General features: G+C 43.8%; 18 protein-coding genes. 9 read left to right on the top strand and 9 right to left on the bottom strand.

The features are described 5' to 3' along the window. Nucleotides 1-84: 84 nt before the first annotated feature. The 7 genes from CC90_RS0107225 (at nt 85) to CC90_RS0107260 (ending at nt 9,612) form a co-directional block, all read left to right on the top strand. On the top strand, nt 85-909 hold the full coding sequence (locus tag CC90_RS0107225; protein WP_031390124.1) for an ABC transporter ATP-binding protein: 825 nt from the start codon (nt 85-87) through the stop codon (nt 907-909). Next, on the top strand, nt 872-1,687 hold the full coding sequence (locus tag CC90_RS0107230; protein WP_031390125.1) for an ABC transporter permease: 816 nt from the start codon (nt 872-874) through the stop codon (nt 1,685-1,687). The genes CC90_RS0107225 and CC90_RS0107230 overlap by 38 nt, the downstream gene beginning before the upstream one ends. Nucleotides 1,688-2,037: 350 nt before the next feature. Further along, entirely contained in the window at nt 2,038-3,789 is a 1,752-nt protein-coding gene (locus CC90_RS0107240) for an ABC transporter ATP-binding protein (RefSeq protein ID WP_031390126.1), read from the top strand. 1 nt (nt 3,790) lies between these two features. Then, nucleotides 3,791-5,563, top strand: coding sequence for an ABC transporter ATP-binding protein (locus CC90_RS0107245; protein WP_031390127.1), 1,773 nt, complete (start codon nt 3,791-3,793; stop codon nt 5,561-5,563). A 231-nt stretch (nt 5,564-5,794) separates the two neighbouring features. Continuing rightward, nucleotides 5,795-7,432: a class I adenylate-forming enzyme family protein gene (locus CC90_RS0107250; protein WP_031390128.1), complete on the top strand. Its 1,638-nt coding sequence runs from the start codon at nt 5,795-5,797 to the stop codon at nt 7,430-7,432. A 72-nt stretch (nt 7,433-7,504) separates the two neighbouring features. Further along, nucleotides 7,505-9,043 carry a sodium:solute symporter family protein gene (locus tag CC90_RS0107255; RefSeq protein WP_031390129.1) on the top strand — a complete coding sequence of 513 codons (1,539 nt, stop codon included), beginning with the start codon at nt 7,505-7,507 and terminating at the stop codon, nt 9,041-9,043. A gap of 14 nt (nt 9,044-9,057) precedes the next feature. Continuing rightward, nucleotides 9,058-9,612, top strand: a complete 555-nt coding sequence (locus tag CC90_RS0107260) for an acyl-CoA thioesterase (protein WP_330373200.1) — start codon at nt 9,058-9,060, stop codon at nt 9,610-9,612. A 57-nt stretch (nt 9,613-9,669) separates the two neighbouring features. Here the strand turns inward: CC90_RS0107260 and CC90_RS0107265 are convergent, their stop codons facing one another. Both CC90_RS0107265 and CC90_RS0107270 read right to left on the bottom strand, forming a co-directional pair. Next, the gene (locus tag CC90_RS0107265) at nt 9,670-10,353 is read right to left on the bottom strand and encodes a thiamine diphosphokinase (RefSeq protein ID WP_051869321.1); all 684 of its coding nucleotides are present in this window, start codon (nt 10,351-10,353) and stop codon (nt 9,670-9,672) included. Then, nucleotides 10,335-11,699 carry a tetratricopeptide repeat protein gene (locus CC90_RS0107270; protein ID WP_031390132.1) on the bottom strand — a complete coding sequence of 455 codons (1,365 nt, stop codon included), beginning with the start codon at nt 11,697-11,699 and terminating at the stop codon, nt 10,335-10,337. The genes CC90_RS0107265 and CC90_RS0107270 overlap by 19 nt, the downstream gene beginning before the upstream one ends. 228 nt (nt 11,700-11,927) lie before the next feature. Here CC90_RS0107270 and CC90_RS0107275 point away from each other — a divergent pair, with 228 nt between their 5' ends. Further along, nucleotides 11,928-12,542, top strand: a complete 615-nt coding sequence (locus CC90_RS0107275) for a M48 family metallopeptidase (protein WP_035315237.1) — start codon at nt 11,928-11,930, stop codon at nt 12,540-12,542. A gap of 47 nt (nt 12,543-12,589) precedes the next feature. On the opposite strand, the gene CC90_RS0107280 is transcribed toward CC90_RS0107275, so the two are convergent. The 7 genes from CC90_RS0107280 to gap form a co-directional block, all read right to left on the bottom strand. Further along, nucleotides 12,590-14,176 (bottom strand): DEAD/DEAH box helicase, encoded by a 1,587-nt coding sequence (locus CC90_RS0107280; protein ID WP_051869322.1) that lies wholly within the window; start codon nt 14,174-14,176, stop codon nt 12,590-12,592. A 210-nt stretch (nt 14,177-14,386) separates the two neighbouring features. Next, nucleotides 14,387-15,058 carry a DUF4956 domain-containing protein gene (locus CC90_RS0107285; RefSeq protein ID WP_031390135.1) on the bottom strand — a complete coding sequence of 224 codons (672 nt, stop codon included), beginning with the start codon at nt 15,056-15,058 and terminating at the stop codon, nt 14,387-14,389. Next, complete coding sequence (locus tag CC90_RS0107290) at nt 15,048-15,758, bottom strand: polyphosphate polymerase domain-containing protein (RefSeq protein ID WP_031390136.1); 711 nt, start codon at nt 15,756-15,758, stop codon at nt 15,048-15,050. Before CC90_RS0107290 ends, CC90_RS0107285 begins: the two co-directional genes overlap by 11 nt. Further along, nucleotides 15,759-18,113: a CotH kinase family protein gene (locus tag CC90_RS0107295; protein WP_031390137.1), complete on the bottom strand. Its 2,355-nt coding sequence runs from the start codon at nt 18,111-18,113 to the stop codon at nt 15,759-15,761. Between the two features lie 520 nt (nt 18,114-18,633). Further along, on the bottom strand, nt 18,634-19,383 hold the full coding sequence (gene tpiA, locus CC90_RS24575) for a triose-phosphate isomerase (protein WP_031390138.1): 750 nt from the start codon (nt 19,381-19,383) through the stop codon (nt 18,634-18,636). A 21-nt stretch (nt 19,384-19,404) separates the two neighbouring features. Further along, nucleotides 19,405-20,613 carry a phosphoglycerate kinase gene (locus tag CC90_RS24580; RefSeq protein WP_031390139.1) on the bottom strand — a complete coding sequence of 403 codons (1,209 nt, stop codon included), beginning with the start codon at nt 20,611-20,613 and terminating at the stop codon, nt 19,405-19,407. Nucleotides 20,614-20,705: 92 nt separating this feature from the next. After that, a complete protein-coding gene (gene gap / locus CC90_RS0107310; protein WP_031390140.1) occupies nt 20,706-21,707 on the bottom strand; it encodes a type I glyceraldehyde-3-phosphate dehydrogenase in 1,002 nt (333 codons plus the stop codon). A gap of 453 nt (nt 21,708-22,160) precedes the next feature. Between gap and CC90_RS0107315 the strand changes: the two genes are divergently transcribed. Next, entirely contained in the window at nt 22,161-22,979 is an 819-nt protein-coding gene (locus tag CC90_RS0107315) for a histidinol-phosphatase HisJ family protein (RefSeq protein WP_031390141.1), read from the top strand. Nucleotides 22,980-22,982: the final 3 nt, after the last annotated feature.

The raw sequence follows: 22,982 nt of genomic DNA on the forward strand, positions 1-22,982 counted from the left end.
CATACTTTGCCAAATTTCAACGGTATACTGCACACTGTTTTTTATTTCCTCATATAATAGGATATATATAGCAGGAGGATTTCTATGAATAAGCCAATACTGGAATTAAAAGATATTTCTTATTCCTATCATAACTTAAAGGGCGAAACTCCCGCTCTGTCACATATATCGTTTCAAGTGGAAAGAGGCGAGTTCATCGCTATCGCAGGGCCGAGTGGATGCGGAAAATCTACATTATTATCCATCATCTTCGGATTGCTCGTTCCGGAAAGCGGAGAGGTGCTTTTTCATATCTCACAAGGGGAAATGCAGGCCTCCAGGCACCAGACAGCCGGATTATGCCCTAAAATGGGCTACATGCTCCAGCACGACCATTTGTTTGAATGGAGGACCATTTACCAGAATGTGCTGCTTGGTCTGGAAATCAATCATCAATTGACCGAGGAAAAAAAAGACCGGGCGATACAGCTGCTGAAAGATTATGACTTATATAAGTTTAAGGACAAAAAACCAAGCGAGCTGTCCGGCGGTATGAAACAGCGCGCCGCCCTCATCCGAACCCTCGTCCTGGACCCTGAAATCCTGCTTTTGGATGAACCCTTCAGCGCCCTCGACTATCAGACCAGACTTTCTGTCTCTTCGGATATATGTAACATCATTCGCTCCACCGGAAAAACCGCTATCTTAATTACTCATGACTTATCCGAAGCGATCAGCCTTTCCGATCGGATACTCGTCATGTCCAAGCGTCCTGCTACGATTAAATGTGATATTCCCATTCATCTGACGATTTCAGAGGACTCGCCTCTGGCATCCAGAAACGCGCCGGAATATCGAGGATACTTCAATCAATTATGGAAGGAGATTTCTGATGAGAACTACATCCAAAACGCCGCATCTCTTAAGTAATCAGGAAAAGTATGAGCGTTCCCATCGCAGACAGAAACGTCTTGTCACTGCCGCCCGCTTATTTATTCTCGTTTTCTTTCTCGCCCTTTGGGAATTTTCTGCCCGCGAGGGATATATCGATTCTTTCTTTTTCAGCAGTCCAAGCAAGGTGACGGCCTGCTTCATCGGTATGGTAAAGGATTTATCCTTTTTTTCCAATGCAGGTATCACTCTGTTAGAGACGATTGTAAGCTTCGCCCTCGTTTTCATGATAGGAATGGTTTCCGCCACGATTTTATGGTATTCCAAAAAGTGCTCGGAAATTTTAGAACCATATCTTGTTATTTTGAACAGCCTGCCCAAATCAGCCCTTGCCCCTTTATTCATCGTATGGCTGGGGACCGGCATCAATACTATTATCGTAGCGGGTATTTCCGTCGCCATCTTCGGCTCTGTCATCAACCTTTATACTGGTTTTAAGCAAGTGGACGAGGAGAAGATAAAATTGATCTATACCTTGGGCGGACAAAAAAAAGATGCTTTTACAAAAGTAGTCCTCCCTGGTTCCGTCCCTATTATTTTGAGTAATATGAAAGTCAACATCGGCCTCGCTCTCGTAGGCGTTATCATCGGCGAATTTCTCGCGGCTAGAAGGGGACTGGGGTATTTGATTATTTATGGATCTCAGGTTTTTCAACTGAACCTCGTCATTACCTCCATCATCATTTTGTGCCTTATCGCTATGGGTTTGTATCAGATGATTCAGGCTTTGGAGCATTATTATAAGAGAAAAATATAATTTAAGGAAAAATAGGTTGACAAACGAACACGTAAAGAGTATGTTAATAGTGCGTCTGAAAATTTACGAATTAATAAAACTTGGAAAGGAGGAAGAAATTATGACGAATAAATATGCTTTTAATAAAGACAGTAACCTTCAATTGAATAGCCGTTTTAATGGAATTGCCTCCGGTGACAGGAATAATTGATTCGATATATCATATTGTATATCTCGTTTGCTGATGCGGTCCGATTTATTTGACCGCATTTTTTTATTCTCTTTGCGTCCAAATTTAAAGCCGTGGCACTTTCTGCCACGGCTTTTTATATGAGCACTTTTCTTAATTTATAAAATCGGGGAGGAACCTTATGAAAAACAATTATCCTACTAAAAAGCTATCAGCCTACATATTCGAGCATAAATTTACTTATATTTTTGCAATCCTGTCCATGATTATCAGCGTTTCGCTGGATCTGATAGCACCACAGCTCACCAAGCACATCATCGATGATGTCATCGTGGGCGGACAGACCGATAAGCTTATGTATCTCTTAGGCGGTATCCTTATCGTCGGCATCGGACGATGTATTTTCCAATATCTTAAGGAGTACGCCTTCGATGTAGCCGGTATACGAATCACCGCGAAAATGCGCCGCCATCTCTTCGATCACATTCAGTCGCTGAGCGCGGACTTCTTCGAGCGAACCAATACCGGAGAACTGATGGCCCGTATCAAGGATGATATCGACAGAATCGGCGATGCACTTACCTTTGTAGGTATGCTGATAATCGAAGTCATCATTCATACTTCTATCGTGCTCTTTTTTATGTTCAATCTGGATGCGAGGCTGGCGCTTCTTCCTACTGCGTTCATGATCATCGCTGCTACTATCGCCATTACTATGGAAAGAAAGCTGGACTCTGTATATGAAGCGATCAGCGAGGAAAATGCTATTTTAAATACAGTAGCCGAAGAAAACCTCGCCGGTGTGCGCACAGTAAAAGCATTTGCGCGGGAAAAATTTGAAATCGGCAAATTTTTATCTCACAATAAAAAGTACTACGAGCTCAATATGCGTCAGTCCAAGATTTTTGTAACCTACTATCCGTATCTTTCCTTTATCACGAAATTACTTCCTCTTCTCATTCTTCTGTTCGGAGGTGTCCTCGTGATGAAAAAGGATCTTACCTTAGGCTCTTTAGGCGCTTTCGTGGAATATTCCATGAACATCGTATGGCCTATGGAAATGCTTGGGTGGCTGACCAACAGCTTCTCTTCTGCGGTGGCTTCTAACAGGAAGCTGAGCAAAATTTATAAAGAAACGCCGACTATCGTGGAAAAGGAAGAGCCGACCATCCTTGAGCAAGTAAATGGAGGGATAGAATTTTCCAACGTTTCCTTCAGCAAAACGGATGCCGAGACCTCCGCCAAGGTAGATATTTTAAACGATGTCTCCTTCCGCGTAGAAGAGGGCAAAACCATCGGTATCATGGGCGCCACCGGGGCGGGAAAAAGCTCCATCATTCATCTCCTCCAGCGCTTTTACGATGTTACGAACGGCTCCATTCGTATCGACGGCGTAAATATAGAGAATATGAGCTTAAAACAGTTAAGGGGAAGTATTTCCCTGGTCATGCAGGACGTATTCCTGTTTTCAGATACGATTAATGAAAATGTAAAGCTGGGAAAAAGGGAGCATCTGGATACTGCAGCGGTAAAGCTGGCTTCTTTTGAGGCACAAGCCAGCAACTTCATCGAGCGAATGGATAACCAGTATGAAACGGTTATCGGCGAACGAGGCGTGGGGCTTTCCGGCGGACAGAAGCAGCGCATCAGCATCGCCCGCGCTCTGGCTAAACGCAATCCGATTCTCGTCCTGGACGACTCCACCTCCGCTTTGGATATGGAAACGGAACAAATGATACAGCAGACCCTGAGCGAACTGGAGCATACCACAAAAATAATCATTGCACATCGTGTCAGCTCCGTAATAAACGCCGATGAAATTATCGTTTTGGAAAACGGTACTATCGCAGAACGCGGCACACACGAAACGCTGCTTAAAAAAGGCGGGCTTTACTATACCACTTATGCAGCTCAATACAAGGGAGGTGAATAACATGCCAATTAACTCATTTAAGGATGACGAGCAGACGATAGAGGTCAGCAAGCTAAAGACTCTGCGCAGACTCCTCTCCTATCTTTTAACATATAAAAAAGAAATACTGGCGGTTCTTGCCATTATGGCCTTCTGCGTATTCGTTTCCCTTTTGAATCCGCTGATTATGGAATCCGCCGTAGACGACTATATTTCCAAGGGTGATGTCATAGGACTGTTCAAGCTCATAGGCTTTGCACTCTCGCTCAATATTCTGATGGTCATCGGCATTAAGATTCGTATGTATGTCATGGCTAGGGTATGCAACAATATACTCGTTACCATACGTCAGGATCTATACAGCCACATACAGACCCTGGACTTTCATTTTTTTGACAGCCGTCCTACAGGAAAGATTCTCGCCCGCATCATCGGTGACATCAATTCCTTAAAGGATGTGCTATCCAACTGTGTTACGACGCTGATCCCCGACTTCATTACGATATGCGCCGTAGTAATCATTATGTTTATTAAAAATCCGGTGCTGGCGGCCGCTTCCTTGATCAGCACTCCGCTCATGGCGATATGCCTCTTTCTTATCCAGGTATATTCCCATAAAAGGTGGCAGATATTCCGGAAAAAGTCTTCCAATTTAAATGCCTTTGTGCATGAAGACTTTTCCGGCATACGCATCATTCAGAGCTTTACTGCGGAGGAAGAAACAAAGCAGACCTTCCGGGGCCTGGTGAAGGAGCATAGGGATTCCTTTATCTCCGCCATCCGCCTAAACGATGCCTTCGGCTCTGTCATCGACTTCTGCTGGGGAATCGGTACTGTTATGCTATACTACACAGGCATTATGATACTGGGAACCGATAAAGTATCTGTGGGTATTCTCATCGCTTTCGGTACTTATATCTCTATGTTCTGGCATCCGATCATGAACCTGAGCAACTTTTATACTCAGCTCATTACGAATATAAGCGGTGCAGAGCGCGTTTTCGAGATTATGGACACCGAGGCTGAAATTACTGACGCGGATATGGTTACCGACATTCCTTCCATCGAAGGTAAGGTATGCTTCGAGCATGTTACCTTCTCTTATGCCGGAACGACAAAAGTGTTGGATGACGTGAGCTTTACAGTGGAGCCGGGCGAAACCATCGCTCTCGTAGGACCTACCGGTGCAGGCAAGACGACCATCGTCAACCTGATCAGCCGCTTCTACGATGTACAGCAGGGTAACGTATATGTGGACGGCTTCGATGTAAAGACAGTTTCCATCGAAAGCCTCCGCAAGCAGATGGGTATTATGACGCAGGATAACTTCCTTTTTTCAGGCACTGTAAAGGACAATATTCTTTATGGTAAGCTGGATGCCTCCGACGAGGAAATCGTAACCGCGGCAAAGGCCGTTCATGCCGACAGTTTCATTTCCAAAATGGAAAAGGGCTATGACTCGGCGCTTTCCGAGCGCGGCGGCAGCTTGTCGGGAGGACAAAAGCAGCTTCTCGCCTTTGCCAGGACGATGGTATCCATGCCCAAAATACTCATACTGGACGAAGCTACCTCCAGTATCGACACGCAGACGGAACTTCTCGTGCAGGCAGGCATCGAAAGCTTACTGAAGGGACGCACTTCTTTCGTGGTAGCTCACCGTCTGTCCACCATACAGAAGGCGGATCGTATCTTCTATATCGATAACGGCCGCATTATCGAGGAGGGCTCTCCCGCAGATCTAATGGAAAAAAGAGGCTTTTACTACAATTTATATATGTCTCAGTTCCACTTCTGATTTTTCCGGTAACGTTACATTTAAATGCCTATAGGAAATTTATTTTTCCTATGGGTATTTTTTAGTATTTTTATCCATTCACATAAGCATTTCTTCTTATTTTAATGAGCATTTTTACCATCTTTTCATTGACTTTTTCACATAATTCATGTATTATTTACTTTATTGGCGCATTGCGTTAAAGCGCGAAAAATATTAATATATTACGATTACATATGGAGAACTATTAAAATGCCTATCACTAATTTATTGGAAGAAAATTGTAAGAAATTCGGAGAGGACATCTGTCTTATTGAAATTAATCCGGAGGTAAAGGAAACCCGCCGGGTTACATGGAAAGAATATGAATTGATGGAACCAAGCCCTCTTTCTCACTACCGCCGGGAAATCACATGGAACGTTTTCAATGAAAAAGCCAACCGATTTGCCAATCTCCTGCTTAGCAGGAATGTAAAGAAGGGCGATAAGGTAGCAATTCTTCTTATGAACTGCCTGGAATGGCTTCCCATCTATTTCGGAATACTGAAGACCGGAGCCTTGGCGGTCCCTCTCAATTTCCGCTATACCTCCGAGGAAATCCAGTATTGCGTGGATCTGGCCGAAGCAGATGTTTTGATTTTCGGTCCTGAATTCATCGGCCGCGTGGAGGAGAATGCGGATTCCGTCGGCAAGAATCGCCTTTTGTTCTACGTAGGAGAAAATTGCCCCAGCTTTGCGGAAGATTATAATTCGCTGGCAGCCAATTGCTCCAGTCAGTCGCCCATCGTTTCCCTGACGGACGAAGACGACGCCGCTATTTATTTTTCTTCAGGAACCACCGGATTTCCAAAGGCGATTTTACATAATCACGAAAGCCTGATGCACTCCTGCCTTACAGAGCAAAATCACCATGGACAGACAAAAGACGATGTTTTCTTATGCATTCCTCCCCTTTATCATACCGGCGCAAAGATGCACTGGTTCGGCTCTCTTCTTTCCGGAGGAAAAGCCGTCCTGCTTAAGGGAACAAAGCCGGAATACATATTGGATGCAGTATCCAAGGAAAAATGTACTATCGTATGGCTTCTCGTTCCGTGGGCACAAGATATTTTAGAAGCCCTGGACTGCGGAAAAGTTCATCTTAAGGATTACGACTTATCGGGATGGAGGCTCATGCATATCGGCGCCCAGCCCGTTCCTCCCAGCCTTATCAAGCATTGGAAGAGTTACTTCCCTAATCATGCCTATGATACTAACTACGGCCTAAGTGAGTCCATCGGCCCCGGTTGCGTACATCTGGGCGTGGAAAACATTCATAAAGTGGGAGCTATCGGAAAAGCCGGCTACGGCTGGGAAATCAAGATCGTGGATGAGAACCGTAGCACGGTAGCTCACGGCGAGGTGGGCGAGCTTGCAGTAAGGGGCCCCGGTGTTATGACTTGCTACTACAACGATGAAATGGCTACAAAGGAAGTGCTCTCTGACGACGGCTGGCTGTTTACCGGAGATATGGCACAAGAAGACGAGGACGGATTCATCTTCCTCGTAGACCGGAAAAAGGATGTCATCATCAGCGGCGGAGAAAATATCTACCCGGTGCAAATCGAGGATTTCCTGCGCGCTCACAAGGCGGTTCACGACGTCGCAGTCATCGGTCTTCCGGACAAGCGCCTCGGAGAAATTACGGCGGCCATTATCGACTTAAAACCAGGCACGGAATGCACTGCGGCAGAAATCGACGAGTTCTGTCACAAGCTTCCCCGCTACAAGAGGCCCCATAAGGTCATCTTCGCCGATATACCTCGCAATCCTACCGGCAAGATCGAAAAGCCCAGGCTTAGGGAAAGATACTGTGGTGAAAGCCTTGTTGCAACTCAAAACCGCGGATAAAATATCCGGACACGCTGACAATTCATATTCATGTCATTCATGAATTCATATCACTTATGAGAGGGTAAAACTATGTTTATAAAATTAACAATGTTATTAATATTCTTTGCAGTTATGATAGGTATCGGGTTCTATTGCAGAAAGCATGCCACCGATGTCAATGGCTTCGTCTTGGGTGGAAGGAACGTTGGACCGTGGCTTTCCGCCTTTGCCTACGGCACCTCCTATTTTTCCGCCGTTATCTTCGTCGGCTATGCCGGACAGTTTGGCTGGAAATACGGTATTTCTGCCACATGGATCGGTATCGGTAACGCCCTGTTAGGTTCTATGCTCGCATGGGTCATCCTGGGACGTCGCACACGCATTATGACCCAGCATTTGAACAGCGCTACCATGCCCGAATTTTTCGGCAGGCGCTTTCAAAGCAACAGGCTGAAAATTTGTGCGTCAGCCATCGTATTCATTTTCTTGATTCCTTATACTGCATCTTTATATAATGGTCTTTCCAGATTGTTCGGAATGGCATTCAACATCGATTATACAGTTTGCATCATTATTATGGCTGTGCTCACCGGTGTCTACGTTATCGCCGGAGGATATATGGCTACCGCCATTACCGATTTCGTTCAGGGCATCATCATGCTTTTCGGAATCACGGCGGTCATTGGCGCAATCTTAAAAAACAACGGGGGCTTTACCGAGGCTATACACAGCCTCGCTGCTTTTACTGATGAGACGGTGTCCTCCCAGCAGGGAGTGTTCGCTTCCTTCTTCGGTCCGGACCCGCTGAACCTTCTTGGAGTAATCATTCTGACCTCTCTCGGCACTTGGGGACTTCCTCAGATGGTTCAGAAATTCTATTCCATTAAAAGTGAAGACTCCATCAAAAAAGGGACTATTATCTCTACTCTTTTCGCAATCGTCATCTCCGGCGGCTGCTATTTTCTCGGCAGCTTCGGACGTTTGTACTCGGACCGCATCGATATTGCAGCCGAAGGTTACGACTCTGTTGTTCCTACAATGCTTTCCAATCTTTCACCTGCTCTTATGGGATTAGTTATCATATTGGTGCTTTCCGCTTCTATGTCCACGCTGTCCGCTCTTGTCATGGCTTCCAGTTCTACATTGACAATTGACTTTATAAAGGATAATATAATTAAAAACATGAGCGAGAAAAAGCAGCTTTTAAGCATCCGTATCCTTATTGTAGTGTTCATCGCCATCTCCGTGGTGATTGCTGTCATACAGTATAAGCAGAACATTACGTTCATTGCTCAGCTTATGGGTGTGTCTTGGGGTGCTTTGGCAGGATCTTTCCTCGCGCCCTTCCTCTACGGCTTATACTGGAAGAGAGCTACTGCCGCGTCCGTATGGACTACGTTCATCTTCGGTTCAGGCTTTATGGTATGCAATTTGCTCTTCCGCAGTCATTTCCCCGCGATATTACAGTCGCCCATCAATGCCGGTGCATTCGCCATGGTGGCAGGACTTATTCTCGTACCCGTTATCAGCTTGTTTACTCCTAAGCCGGAGGCTCCCTTCATAAGCGCCGCTTTCTCTTGTTATGACAAAACGACTCAGGTGCCCGTAAAGGAAGACTTAGGAAAATAAAAATTCGCAGCTTTGTGCTTAAGATATGCAATCCGATTTTAATTTGCACTTATAGCCCGAAGTTTGCAGGCTATAAGAAAGGCATAAAAATTGATATGAAGAAAAAGCGCGTTCAAGATTCTATAACAGAACAAATTCATTTTTTGAAATATGAAGATATCAACGGGGAAGGCCGCCTTTTCGGCGGCCAGCTCGTTTCCTGGATCGATGAAGTGGCAGGGACCGTGGCGAAGCGCCATGCCGCTACACCAATTACCACCGCCTCCATCGACAACCTTCAATTTAAAAGCGCTGCCTATTTGAACGATCTGGTCGTTATCATAGGCCATGTTACCTATGTAGGTAATACCTCCATGGAGGTACGGGTGGATTCCTACGTTGAGGGCATCGACGGGCTGCGCAGACCGATCAATCGGGCTTTTTTAACCTTAGTGGCTCTCGATGACAACCAACTCCCTATACCGATTCCTTACGGTCTCTTAATTGAGAACGAGATACAGCAATTGGAATGGGACAATGCAAAAAAGCGTATTGACTTGCGTAAACACAGACAAAAAGAAGCGTTTTAACAAACGCTTCTTTTTTTAGCTGAATATCGAACAACTTGTGTGACATATTGCTCACTGCTATGCCCACGAAACGATAAGAAGCAGCATCCCTTCTTCCACCGTTATCACACATTCTTCTCCTATGAATTCATTGCTGATGCCGATAGGATAATCATTGGTTACCGTGGCTTCCTTTAACGGATATTTCATTCCCTCTATCGTAACGCCCCTCGCCTTTTCTCCGAGCGAGAACAGTGATAGAAACCCATCCATTCCTTTATCGAACTTTATAGATTCATTCTTTATTACGGTCATCATTACGTTGGCATCCATAATATATGCCTTCCTGCCATTATTTTTCAAGAAGCTCAGGCATTGGATATTAGCGATGGTATGTTCCACTCTTCCACCCATGGCACCATATATGCGGAAGTCCTTATAGCCCTTTTCCATGCCAATGCGCAACGCTGCCAAGCTGTCCGTATCATCTTTTTCAGGATTTAATACAATGACTTTTTCCGGACTTTCTTCTTTCATCGCCTCGATTTCCGGCCTGATATTTTCATCGATGGAATCCATATCGCCGATGAGCAGATCGACAGCAAGCCCTATCAGTTTACAGTATAAATATCCGCCGTCCACCGCAATACAGAAATCACCTTCCTTTTTATCAATTTCTATCGGAGTGAAATCTCCCGCCCCGACTACAATACATTTCCCTTCTCCCAATCCTAAGCACTCCTTTAATATGTTTTCTCCCACTGATAAGGTCCGCCCCAACCGCCGATCATGTCCGTCGTCATTCCTTCCTCCGTCCATGTTCTCGTCTCGAAGTGATAGTTCATCTCCGCCTCGAAGGACTTCTCCTTCTGCACGTTGCTGTACATATAGCTGATGACGTATTGTATATGAGGGAAATAGCTTTCGCCCTCCTTAGCCGGTTCATAGGCAATACAGGAGCGTTGAATGCCTTCATCTGTCATCTTATTTCCCCACACCGTTATTATTCCCTCCGTGGTTTCATCGTCCTCGAATTTAGGGAACTGGAAGGTCCATGTTCCATCTTCCGCCTGTTTCAGAATCACCGTCTCACGGCTTACCGGTATATAAGTTTCTCCGCTCCAGTATTCCATCGTACCGCCGATGAATTCATCCCGAATTTGTGTATAAGCCTCCGAAACGACAAAATCCTTAGCTGCCTCATAATTTCCGGCGTCAAATGCGGTAAACATATCCGCAAAGGTATTTTGAATCTCTTCTTCCTTATTCAAACAGGAAAGCAGTCCGCTTACAGCTTCATTCTCTCCCAGCGCCGACGCTTTCTCCAAAAGGCCCCGGTAAGCTTTCGCATGCTCTCTGCTTATCCTTAACTCAGGAACATCTATAAGAGAATATTTAAGAATGATATTTTTCACTTCTTCTGAGGAGCTTGTCCCGTAAATCTCAAATAACTTATCCATTATTTGCTGGTAGAGGGGAAACAGACAGCCCTCCTGACCGTTCACGTCATAAAAAATATCTGCGTTATTTTCCTTCTGAAAGCCTTGGACCACACGTTCATACGCTATATTCATAAGCTCCATAGCATCAGCATTATTCTCGTCCTTCTCAAGCACGCTCAAAATATTCTGCACGGTCTCCAAGGTACAGGCGCCGTCGTTTATCTGGGCTACCGCCTCGTTCAAAATCGTGGTGCAGTAATACTTAAGCAATCCTTCGTCCTGCGTATTCTGCCAACCCTCAAGAAGCACCGTCTTCGCCTGCAGGTTATCCTCCTTGCCAAAATATGCGTTCGCCATATATCGATATGCTTTCACGGAAGTAGAATCTATTTTCAGCGCCTCTTCATAGTAGGCAATTGCTTCGTCGAATGCTTCCTCCTGGGTATATTCCTCCCCCGCTTTCAACTCTCTGTCCAGTCTAAAAACCGGAAGATTCCAGATAAATGCAAAGCAGCCCCCTGCAGCCACAAGTACCAACAGAACGGCGAAAATTCTTTGAAGAAGAACGGCCCTGCGTCTTGCCCGTTTCCTTCTCGCCCGTTTTTCATTTCTGGCAATCTCCATCTCATCCGTTCCTTTATTCATATTTCCATTTCTATTTCCCATGTCCATAACCTCGAAAACAATTTTTATTACAGTTCAGCCGAAGGCCAAACTGTAACATGTATGCACACAAAATGCGATAAAACTGCATTTTGAAGTTTACAGCCCTCGCAAAATTGTACAGAGACACAATTTGGGCTCCGCAGTATGGAAGGCTGAACTATAATCACTTTTTACATAATTTTCATACTACCATAGAAAAGGAAGCTTGACAATGATATAATACTTTTTATGAGCGATAAAATTTTATTAAAAAACAAAAAAAATATATCGGTGGAAGCTGCATACGAAGTATTCCAGAGCAAGCGTAAGACCTATTCCCTTTCCCTTAATGAGAACGGGGTTTTGACGGTAAGGGTCCCACTTTACGTTAACGGCAATGAAGTGGAACAGATAATACGCGGGAAGCAATTCTGGATTACGGACAGACTGGCCGAATACGAAGAGAAAAAACGCAGGCGGCCGGCCTTCGAATATACACAGCCCCAGCGCCTCGCTCTTGAAAAACGTTATAAAGAAGCCGCCAGAGAATATATCCCTAAGCGTGCCGATTATTATCTTGCTGCTTATCCTGACCTATTCTCCCGTTGCTACTCCCGGATTTCGGTGAGGGAACAAAAAACCCGCTGGGGAAGCTGCAGCAGCAAGGGAACCTTATCCTTTAACTGGAAACTGATGCTGGCTCCTCCTGCCATTTTGGATTATGTCATCGTACACGAGCTCTGCCATTTGGTCCATATGAATCATTCTGCCGGATTCTGGAGCTGTGTGGCAGCCATCCTTCCCGACTACAAGGAACGGAGAAAATGGTTAAAAGATCATGGAAATGAATTAACGCTGTCCTGATAAATCGGGACAGCGTTAATTATCGTTATTCTGTAATAGGAAAGCTTTTATATTGCTTCTCTTCTGCTCTTTTTGCTTTTTTCTCTTCCCTTGAAGATTTCCGGGGTCTCTTTTTCTCTGCTGACTTTTCTGTCGCTATTTTTATCCGTATAGCGTTTCTCGCTAAAGCCCTTATCCTTGCTTCTGTCTTTACCGCCACCGTATCTCTTGCCGTCGTCTCTCCTGCGGCCTTCGCTGCTTCGCACGCCCAAACCTGAGCCCTTGCCTTTTCCTTTACCGAAGCTGCGTTCTCTCGAACCGTACTTTTCTATCTTGATATCCTTGATATCATCGCCCATCTTCAGCTTCATAAAGGCCGCCGCCAGTTCCAATGCAGTGTAATCGCTTTCAGCCAGTTTCTCTTCAAGAAATTCTATAGTCTTATCCATTTTCTTATTTTTCATCACTTCCAGCACTTCACTTAGAACCTTCTCCTCTTTTACGGAAGTGATGTCCGATGCTGAAGGGATACTTTTTTCTTTTATCGTAGTATGGCATATTCTTTCAATTTCGCGCAGCTTGAAAACCTCTCTGCCCACCACAAGGGTAAAAGAGCGTCCTGTCTTGCCTGCGCGGCCGGTACGTCCGATACGATGAACATAATATTCAATATCATCCGGCACGTCAAAGTTAAATACCGCTTCCACGTTATCTACGTCAATTCCTCTGGCTGCCACATCCGTAGCAATAAGGATATCTGTTCTTCCGCTTCTGAAAAGATTCATTACGGTGTCTCTCTGGTTCTGGCTCAAATCGCCGTGAATCCCTTCTGCCTGATAACCTCTGTCTTTTAAATGCTCCGTCAGTTCATCCACCATTCGCTTCGTATTGCAGAAAATAAGGGAACGTTTGGGATGATAGTAATCCATAAGGCGGCAAAGCACCTCTTCCTTATCCTTACGCTGTATCTGATAATATGCCTGTTTAACTAATGGTATCGTTACTTCCTTCGGAGTCATCTTCAGATACTCCGCATCTGCATTCTGATATTCTCTCGTAATATCCAGTATCGGCTTAGGCATCGTCGCTGAGAAAAGAGCTGTCTGCCTTTCCGTAGGCATATCCTTAAGTATCGTCTCTATATCCTCGCGAAAGCCCATGTTCAGCATCTCATCCGCTTCGTCCAGAACGATAACCTTCACCTGCCCTGTCTTTATCGTATGGCGCCGCATATGATCCATGACCCTTCCCGGCGTTCCTACTACAATTTGTGTGCCGCTGCTAAGCGCCCTGATCTGTCTGGAAATATCCTGACCGCCGTATACGGGAAGCACCTTAACTCCGTGCATATACTTGGCAAAGCGTCTTATCTCTTCTGCCGCCTGAATAGCCAGCTCTCTTGTAGGGCAAAGTACGATTGCCTGCAATGCTTTATTATTTACATCGATGCTCTGAATGACTGGAATTCCAAACGCTGCGGTCTTACCGGTTCCTGTCTGCGCCTGCCCTATAATATCTCTGCCCTTCAGCATCACGGGTATTGCCTGCGCTTGAATAGGCGTCATATTCTCGAATCCCATTTCTTCTACCGCTCGAATGATTCTTTCATCAATTGCTGATTCCTTATAACTAATCTGATTTTCTGTACTGCTCATCTAACTCCTGTTCTGCCCGTCAAACGGACCTTTCAATCACAATTCTATCACTAATTATTTACTTTCGCAAAAAAAGACAACACTCGCTTCAAAAGTGCTGTCTTTCCTTTTACGAACTTATTTAGTATAACGTGGTTTATTTATAAAGTCAAGACTTATTCTTATTTATATCTTTATATTTTTATTTCTGCAAATTATACAAGAAACCGGCTAAAAAGTCACTTCTCCGTCCTGTGATATGAGGGAAACATTGTTGATACCCTTCAGTGCATTCACTTCTCTGATACACTGCGCTTCTTCTTTTATTCGCACCTCAACTACCATGTTCAAGAACTCCGCGCTCATGTTCCTGGATTTTACGCGCACATTAGGACTGTATTTCCTGACTACCTCCATAATGTCATCTTCGGCTTCTATGTTATCAGAATCCACTACCAGCATCATAGAGGTCTTCGCCATTGGTATTTTGTCTAAGAAAAGAATGATAGCCGTCAAAAACAACGATGTTGCAATGGCGATTTCAAACAAACCGGCGCCGCAGATAATTCCTATGCTGATTGACCAAAAGAGGAAGACAAGGTCCATCGGCTCCTTGATTGCCGTACGGAACCGGACGATGGACAGCGCACCTACCATTCCCAGGGATATTACCACACTGGATTGTATAGAAAGAATGATTGCAGTTGTTATGATCGCCAAAGCTACTAACGATATATTGAAGTTCTTGTTATAAAAGGAGTTCCTCGTCATCACCCTATATATGGTAAAGATATATACCGCAATCAAGCAGGCCACCCCTATTGACAGCAAGACATCCCCTCGGTTCATACTGTCTGCCGTAACCTGTATAAAAGATTTCTTTAACACATCATTAAATCCCATTCCTTATCATTCCTCCTATGTTGTATTTTCTGCATAAATAATATTTTGAGAATGTCGTCAGGCGTAAATGCTCCAACTGAAGGCTCCTATAAATATGATCCGGTAAATATTCATCATATTTTACCTCCAGTAAGTGCTGTCCTACCGGCATAATCGGCCTGGCATAAATTCTATCATCGAAAAAGTTTTCTTTTCTATTGGAGGAGCGAATATTCCTGTCAAAAGTAATTCTCACATTTCCATTTTTATATACATAAGGTTCTCTTTCGTATTCCACGATGACCTTCGGTTCCAACAAACAATTTTTTTGCAGAAGACAGAACTTTTGAAGGGTTGGGGGGTCCTCTTTTTCACAAGAGAGCAGCTTCGCGTGTATAACAGCCTCACACTGTTCTTTCGTTAATATGCAGGAATCCTTATGTATCTTCCCGCGCTCTTTACGCTTAAGCTCAAGACGGATTCTCTCACCGTCTCCATTATAAATACGAATCCTGAACTTTTCCCGGGGACTGGTCCCCTCCTCATTTTCATAAAAGCTTGTATTTCTATAATCATCGAAATAAATGCTTCGAATGCTATACATCCCGTCTTCGCCTGCGTGCTTATCCAATTTCATAAAGGGAAGTACCCGACTTTTCAGACATGCTATCTGCGCCTCCGACACTACGTATTTCAGTTCGTTTCTATAATAAAGCGCCATTTACTGTCCCCTTTCTTCCTGCCATTTCCCAGTGGTCAAATTCTTACGGTATACGCCGTCTTCTATACTCAACCCCGGAACCGTTATCTTCTCTTTGATACCGCTTCCGGAATGCCCAAGAATCACCTCTTCACCCTTCTTTAGGTTGAAATTCACATTCATAAAGGAATCCTCTCCAGCATAATTTCTACATCCTATCAAAAGACTTTCTCCCGGGCCCAATATCTTTTCCCCAAGATAATTCATATGAGAAATATTTTCCTTATCCATAAGAAAATATCCTCTCGTGTCAATTTCCTTCTCTGAGACATTGGTCAAAACGATATAATCCGCCTTCCCATTCGCCTTAACTTCACTGATGATCAACCCTTTGTCCGCATCTTCCGTATATAGGGTCGCATATATCGAACCATCAATCAGCATTCCCTCATCAATGAGCAGTTCTTCTTCCATATAGCTTTCGCCGTTTACCTCCCAGTAAGAGAACGTTCTTCCCTCCGGCACTATTGCAGTAAGCACCGTATCGCATCCGGTCAGATATACTCCCGTAAATTCCGGCTCAGTCACCTCTAAGGTATTAATTTTTATTCCATCGCCTGGGAGAATCGATACGTGCAAGGAATAGGAATCGCCCATATCCCAAAGCTGTCTCATTCCCTCTAATAAATGTTCGGGAGTTACCTCGGCCCAAGCTTTTATACAATCCATTTGCATATCCACATAGGTTTCGCTGATTTCCAGCAAATTGGAGTTTAAAACGCTTTCTTCTATATATTGCTGCATCTCATTCGCTCTCAGATCATTAAGCTCATCCAGCACCTCGCTTACATTCTCCGGTGAAAAAGCCCCGTTCATCAAATCACAAATATACGAAGCGAAATATTTCCGGCAATCTGTTCTTTCCATCAGGGCAGTAAATAAAGGCGCATAATTCCTCTCCCATAACATCACCAGCGTATCGAAACTCTGAGACTCATTTAATGTGTCCCTTACCGAACCAAGTCCCATGGTAGTGTCCACATCGAACAGAAGATACCGGTATCTTCCGTCGAATACTGAATCCGGCTCATATGCTTCATCCTCTGAGGCATAGCGGTAAGCCTTTAAATTGTTATAAGGCCAGTCTCTATTCGCCAGATACACTTCCACTGCAAAATACTGCAAATAGTTCTGCGTATCGATATAGCGATTCAATTCTTCGAATATGGCATCCTGCGTCAAATCCTCCGTGCTGTACTTATTATAAAGCTCCGTATATTCCTCCGTATACTTCTCTTCCAGTGCGTTGGAAGAGCCCTGCATATCTGTCTCACCATCGCCGATGACCACCATCTCGCCCTCGTATTCGCCATATTTTTCCTCAAAATATTCCTGATCATAGGTGGAATGCATCCAGTAAAGCCCCTGATAGACTCCATTGATATATACACTAAGAGGACGTACGCTCTGCGTATCAGGAAATCCTGCTTCCTTCACCAATGTCATACCGAGTTCGTCCCGTATAAAGCCCTCTGAACGGTCATTACCTGTATTTCTTATTTTCAAGGTCTTGTATTTTCCTACTACGCTTCCGTCCGCCTCTGAAAACAAATCGTGAAAAAAAGCGAAGCGGAATTTATTCTCCTCGTCATACTCACTTCTGGCATATAGCTTAAAGGACTTCTGCTCCGACTGTCTCGTAAAGTTACCCGATATACGAATTCCTCCGTCTTGAGAAATAATTCGGCTGCCATCCTGCTCGAAAATTTCTATATGAACATCTCGTTCGCTCTCTCTTCCGCGCACATTATAATTTGCAGGGGTATCATAAGTAATCTCCTCATTCGGATGCTCGCTAAGCCAATCCGCGCGAAGCTTTCCTTCCACAAAGATTCCGCTCTCATATCCGTACAGCTCCTCCTCCTCTGCAGTAAGGCTCATCACCAGCGTATCATAACGCTTGTCTATATTTTTACCTAAGAAATAAGTGTTCGTATAGGTTTCAGACTGTGTGCCGTCCTCATAAACAGCTTTATATTTCAAAACGTTAACCGTTTCTTCCTCTCCGGCTGTTAACGCAATTGCTTCCTCATATAAATAGGTATTGTCATCATTCTCTTCCGGCTCTGAACCGTTCAGCGTATACAAAATGTGCCCCGGCTTTTTCAAACTTACTGTAAGCAAAATATCCGCTTCATAAAATCCGCTTTCCGCGGACAGCACGATACCCCCATTATTTACTTCTTCTATTTTATCCAAGGCTTCTTTTTCAGCCGCCGAGCTTTCACTCTTTAAGTCTTCTCTTACTACGAGTATCATGAATGAAATTAAAGCAATAGAGAATAAGCATATCAATCTTTTTCCGGTAATTGTCAAAACCTCTTTTCTTTATTTCTTTATAGATCTCTATGTATAGTAAAGATGCCTCTATAATTTTAGTAGCCTTTTTCCTTCAATTCAAGTAAATATCCTTTTTTTTAGTATTGGGATATAATTTTTAATACTTATTTTACCTATATTTTACACTTATTTAATAAAATATAAAATTTGCACAATATAAATGCTTTTCAGACAAATAAAAAATTACCTTACATAACTTTTATACACAATATCGTCAAATCCCATTGCTCAATCAGATACTCTATCCATACCGTCCCATTGATTGCCGATGATGTGTGAATAGAGGGCAGGCGAAAAAAATAATATAGGTTATTCTATTTATATTATTTCTATTAACTTCATGTACATGAAATTAATAAATAGCATGAACTTCACAATGCTCATAAAGTCAGGCACATGCAAATAACATTATCCGATAAAAAGACCCGCTTCACTTAGTATGTTCAAACTAAGTGAAGCGGGTCTTGATCTATGCATAAATATTGATGTAAATTATTTATTTGTAATTTACGATTTTACCGAAGTCGGGCTTCAAAGCTGCGCCGCCTACTAAGCCGCCGTCAATGTCCGGCTGTGAGAATAATTCGGATGCACTGGAAGCGGACACAGAACCGCCGTATTGGATGCGGATTGCTGCTGCGGTAGCATCATCATAAATTTCTGCGATGCAGTCGCGAATAGCTTTGCATACTTCCTGAGCCTGCTCTGTAGTCGCAACCTTACCGGTGCCGATTGCCCAGATGGGTTCATAAGCGATGACCGATGAAGCAGCCTGAGCTGCAGTTACGTTTAAGAAAGCGATCTTGATCTGCTGGCGAATCCAGTCGATAGTGATGCCCTGCTCTCTCTGTGTCAAACTCTCGCCGCAGCAAACGATGGGCGTAATGCCGTGCTCGAATGCCTTCAATACTTTTTTATTTACGGTTTCGTCTGTTTCAGCGAAGTATTCTCTTCTTTCGGAATGTCCGATGATTACATATTTTACACCTACGTCCGTCAGCATCTTCGGAGAAATCTCTCCCGTATAAGCGCCGCTTTCTTCGTAGTACATATTCTCAGCACCGATATGGATGTTAGAGCCTTTTGCAGCTTCCATAGCGGGAATGATGTCGATAGCCGGTACACAGAAAACTACGTCAGCATCTTCCGTAGCTACCAAAGGTTTCAAAGTGTTTACTAATTCTACAGCCTCACTGGGAGTCATGTTCATTTTCCAGTTTCCGGCGATAATCTTTTTTCTTGCCATTTTTATTAATCTCCTGATTTTTTATTTGTCGTTAGCTGCTGCAACGCCTGGAAGCTCTTTTCCTTCAAGGAACTCTAAGGATGCGCCGCCGCCTGTAGAAATGTGGGTCATCTTGCTGCCAAAGCCAAGCTGGTTAACTGCTGCTGCGGAATCGCCGCCGCCGATAATCGTAGTCGCATCTGTCTCCGCAAGAGATTCCGCTACCGCAATCGTACCTTTTGCAAGGATAGGATTCTCGAATACGCCCATAGGTCCGTTCCAAACAACGGTCTTAGCAGATTTAACAGCCTCTGCATAGGTTACTGCTGTCTTTGTTCCGATGTCAAGACCTTCTTTATCTGCAGGAATATTTTCAGAAGCCACTACGGATACTTCAATTTCAGCATCGATAGGATTCGGGAAAGAAGCTGCAATCGTAGTATCTTCAGGAAGAAGAAGTTTCTTACCAAGCTTCTCAGCTTTGTCCATCATCTCTTTGCAATAATCGAGCTTCTCGAGGTCAACTAAGGAATTACCCACTTCGTAGCCCTTCGCCTTTAAGAAAGTGAACGCCATACCGCCCCCGATAATAAGGGTATCGCATTTCTCTAACAAGTTAGAGATAACATTGAGCTTATCAGCAACCTTTGCACCGCCGAGAATAGCTACGAAAGGTCTCTCCGGATTCTCAACAGCATTTCCCAAGAATTCAATTTCTTTCTGCATTAAATAACCAACTACCGCTGTGTCTACCATGCTTGCTACACCTACATTGGAGCAGTGTGCTCTATGAGCAGTACCGAAAGCATCATTTACGAAAACATCGCAAAGAGAAGCCAGTTCTTTGGAAAATTCTTCTCCGTTCTTCGTCTCTTCTACTCTGTAACGGGTATTCTCAAGAAGGATTACGTCTCCGTCTTTCATCGCTTCTACAGCCGCTTTTGCGTTAGGGCCAACTACTTCGGGGTCTGCTGCAAATTTTACTTCCTGACCGAGCAATTCTGACAATTTCTTAGCAACCGGTGCGAGAGATAACTCCGGCTTCGGCTCGCCCTTAGGTTTTCCAAGATGCGAGCAAAGAATAACCTTTCCACCGTCAGCAATTAATTTCTTAATGGTGGGAAGAGCTGCTGTCAAACGGTTTGTATCCGTAATAACGCCTTCCTTGAGCGGAACGTTGAAATCGCATCTGCAAAGAACGCGTTTGCCATTAACGTTGATATCATCCACTGATTTTTTGTTTAATCCCATAATGATTTCCTCCATTTGATATAATTATTAAAAGGTCCGGTCCATAAGACCGGACCCTTATAGGTCTTTAAATGCAGTTCAACGTTCTATAATTAGCCTAATTCAGCAAAGTATTTGATTGTACGAACCATCTGAGATACATAGCTGTTCTCATTGTCATACCAAGCTACAACCTGAACAAGATTGTCAGAACCAACCATCGTCTGGGTAGCATCGAATAAAGAACCGAATGTGCTGCCGATAACGTCGCTGGATACGATTTCGTCTGTGGTGTAACCGAAGGACTCAGTAGCTGCTGCTTTCATAGCTGCATTGATCTCATCTTTCGTTACGGACTTCTCTACAGTTGCAACCAAGATGGTAGTAGAACCTGTAGGGGTGGGTACACGCTGTGCGGAACCGATTAATTTGCCATTCAAGTCAGGAATAACCAGACCGATTGCTTTTGCTGCACCAGTAGAGTTAGGAACGATGTTGCAAGCGCCTGCACGGCTTCTTCTCTTATCGCCTTTTCTCTGAGGTCCATCAAGGATCATCTGGTCACCGGTGTAAGCATGAACAGTTGTCATGATACCGGATTTGATTGTAGCAAGGTCATTCAACACTTTTGCCATAGGAGCTAAGCAGTTCGTTGTACAAGAAGCTGCAGAAATAACTGTATCTTCTTTTGTCAATGACTCGTGGTTTACATTGAAAACGATTGTAGGAAGGTCATTTCCTGCCGGAGCAGAGATAACAACTTTCTTAGCGCCTGCTGTAAGGTGAGCAGATGCTTTGTCTTTGGCAGTGTAGAAGCCTGTACACTCAAGTACTACATCTACGTCCAATTCTCCCCAAGGAAGTTCTGCTGCGTTAGCCTTTGCATAGATTGTAATCTTCTTTCCGTTTACGGAGATGGAATCTTCACCGTACTCTACAGCACTTGCATATTTGTAATTGCCCTGAGCTGTATCATATTTCAATAAATGAGCGAGCATTTCAGGACTTGTTAAGTCATTGATTGCTACCACTTCATAACCTTCTGCATCGAACATCTGTCTGAATGCGAGACGGCCAATACGACCAAAACCATTAATTGCTACTTTTACTGCCATTTTAGATTCCTCCTAAAAATGTATTTGTTTATATTATTTTGCAATCAAACTGACTGATTGTCAAAATTTTATCAGCACGTTTATTCTACCTAATTTGTCCCAATAATTCAAGTCGTAATTAGAAAATATTTCTTTTTTGTTTGTTTTTTAATAGTTTACTTGCATTTCTTAAGTATAATTGGCGGAAAGTCACAGTTCAGCCGGAGGCTGAACTGTGACATATATTCACATATATTCACACAAAATGCGATACAACTGTATTTTGGCGCTTGCATCCCTCGCAAAATCGCATAAAGACACATTTTTTGCTTCACGATATAAAAGGCTGAATAGTAATAGCAGATGTGCTAAATGTAATTATAGCGTTGCCTTTTCCTTCTATTTCCTATAAACTCTACTTATAAACTTTATTATTATGCCAAGCGCGAGTAATTACAAAGAAAGGATCTGCATATGGCTGTTTTATCCGATTATCATTTACACTCATCTTTCTCAGGAGACTCTGAGACACCCATGGAAACCATGATAGAAAGGGCCATTTCTCTGGGCATGAAAAACATGTGCTTTACCGAACATATGGACATGGATTACGTCTATATAAAGGAAGAGGAGACTGGTATGTTCGACCTAAATACCGATTCCTACCTGTTCGACCTGATTAAATACAAAGAAAAATACTCAGACAAAATCAATATATATTTCGGGGTAGAGCTTGGCCTGCAGCCCCATCTGGCGAGGACACTGTCCAAATATGTAAAGGAATACGACTTCGATTTCGTAATAGGCTCCTCACATCTTTGTAACAGAAAAGACCCTTATTTTCCCTACTTCTACGAAGGCAGACCTGAGGAAGAGGCTTACCGTGAGTATTTTTCTTCCATACTGGACAACCTGAAGGTATTCCAGAACTTCGATGTGTATGGTCACCTGGATTACGTAGTCCGTTACGGCCCTAACAAGGACAAGGATTATTCTTACGGAAAATATAAAGACGTCCTGGACCCCATCCTTGAAAAATTAATCGATATGGAAAAAGGTATCGAAGTAAACACCAGCGGCGTTTCCTACGGGCTAAAAGAGCTAAATCCATGCACAGGCATCCTTAAGCGTTATAGGGAGCTTGGCGGAGAAATCATTACCATAGGCTCCGACGCCCACTCTCCCGACCGCATCTTGAAAGATTTTAACCGCGCCGCAGATATCCTGAAGGAATGCGGATACAAATATCATACTATTTTTGCAAAGCGGATGCCTGAATACGTAAAGCTATAAGCC

It is taken from the genome of Kineothrix alysoides (assembly GCF_000732725.1).
Lineage (GTDB): Bacteria > Bacillota > Clostridia > Lachnospirales > Lachnospiraceae > Kineothrix > Kineothrix alysoides.

What these genes read in the sequence shown, in the direction of transcription:
- CC90_RS0107315 (WP_031390141.1), top strand. Translation starts at nt 22,161, where the DNA reads ATGGCTGTTTTATCCGATTATCATTTACACTCATCTTTCTCAGGAGAC.
- CC90_RS0107275 (WP_035315237.1), top strand. Translation starts at nt 11,928, where the DNA reads ATGAGCGATAAAATTTTATTAAAAAACAAAAAAAATATATCGGTGGAA.
- CC90_RS0107250 (WP_031390128.1), top strand. Translation starts at nt 5,795, where the DNA reads ATGCCTATCACTAATTTATTGGAAGAAAATTGTAAGAAATTCGGAGAG.
- CC90_RS0107270 (WP_031390132.1), bottom strand. Translation starts at nt 11,699, where the DNA reads ATGGGAAATAGAAATGGAAATATGAATAAAGGAACGGATGAGATGGAG.
- CC90_RS0107245 (WP_031390127.1), top strand. Translation starts at nt 3,791, where the DNA reads ATGCCAATTAACTCATTTAAGGATGACGAGCAGACGATAGAGGTCAGC.
- CC90_RS0107240 (WP_031390126.1), top strand. Translation starts at nt 2,038, where the DNA reads ATGAAAAACAATTATCCTACTAAAAAGCTATCAGCCTACATATTCGAG.
- CC90_RS0107290 (WP_031390136.1), bottom strand. Translation starts at nt 15,758, where the DNA reads ATGGCGCTTTATTATAGAAACGAACTGAAATACGTAGTGTCGGAGGCG.
- CC90_RS24580 (WP_031390139.1), bottom strand. Translation starts at nt 20,613, where the DNA reads ATGGGATTAAACAAAAAATCAGTGGATGATATCAACGTTAATGGCAAA.
- CC90_RS0107255 (WP_031390129.1), top strand. Translation starts at nt 7,505, where the DNA reads ATGTTTATAAAATTAACAATGTTATTAATATTCTTTGCAGTTATGATA.
- CC90_RS0107225 (WP_031390124.1), top strand. Translation starts at nt 85, where the DNA reads ATGAATAAGCCAATACTGGAATTAAAAGATATTTCTTATTCCTATCAT.
- CC90_RS0107285 (WP_031390135.1), bottom strand. Translation starts at nt 15,058, where the DNA reads ATGGGATTTAATGATGTGTTAAAGAAATCTTTTATACAGGTTACGGCA.
- tpiA (WP_031390138.1), bottom strand. Translation starts at nt 19,383, where the DNA reads ATGGCAAGAAAAAAGATTATCGCCGGAAACTGGAAAATGAACATGACT.
- gap (WP_031390140.1), bottom strand. Translation starts at nt 21,707, where the DNA reads ATGGCAGTAAAAGTAGCAATTAATGGTTTTGGTCGTATTGGCCGTCTC.
- CC90_RS0107280 (WP_051869322.1), bottom strand. Translation starts at nt 14,176, where the DNA reads ATGAGCAGTACAGAAAATCAGATTAGTTATAAGGAATCAGCAATTGAT.
- CC90_RS0107230 (WP_031390125.1), top strand. Translation starts at nt 872, where the DNA reads ATGAGAACTACATCCAAAACGCCGCATCTCTTAAGTAATCAGGAAAAG.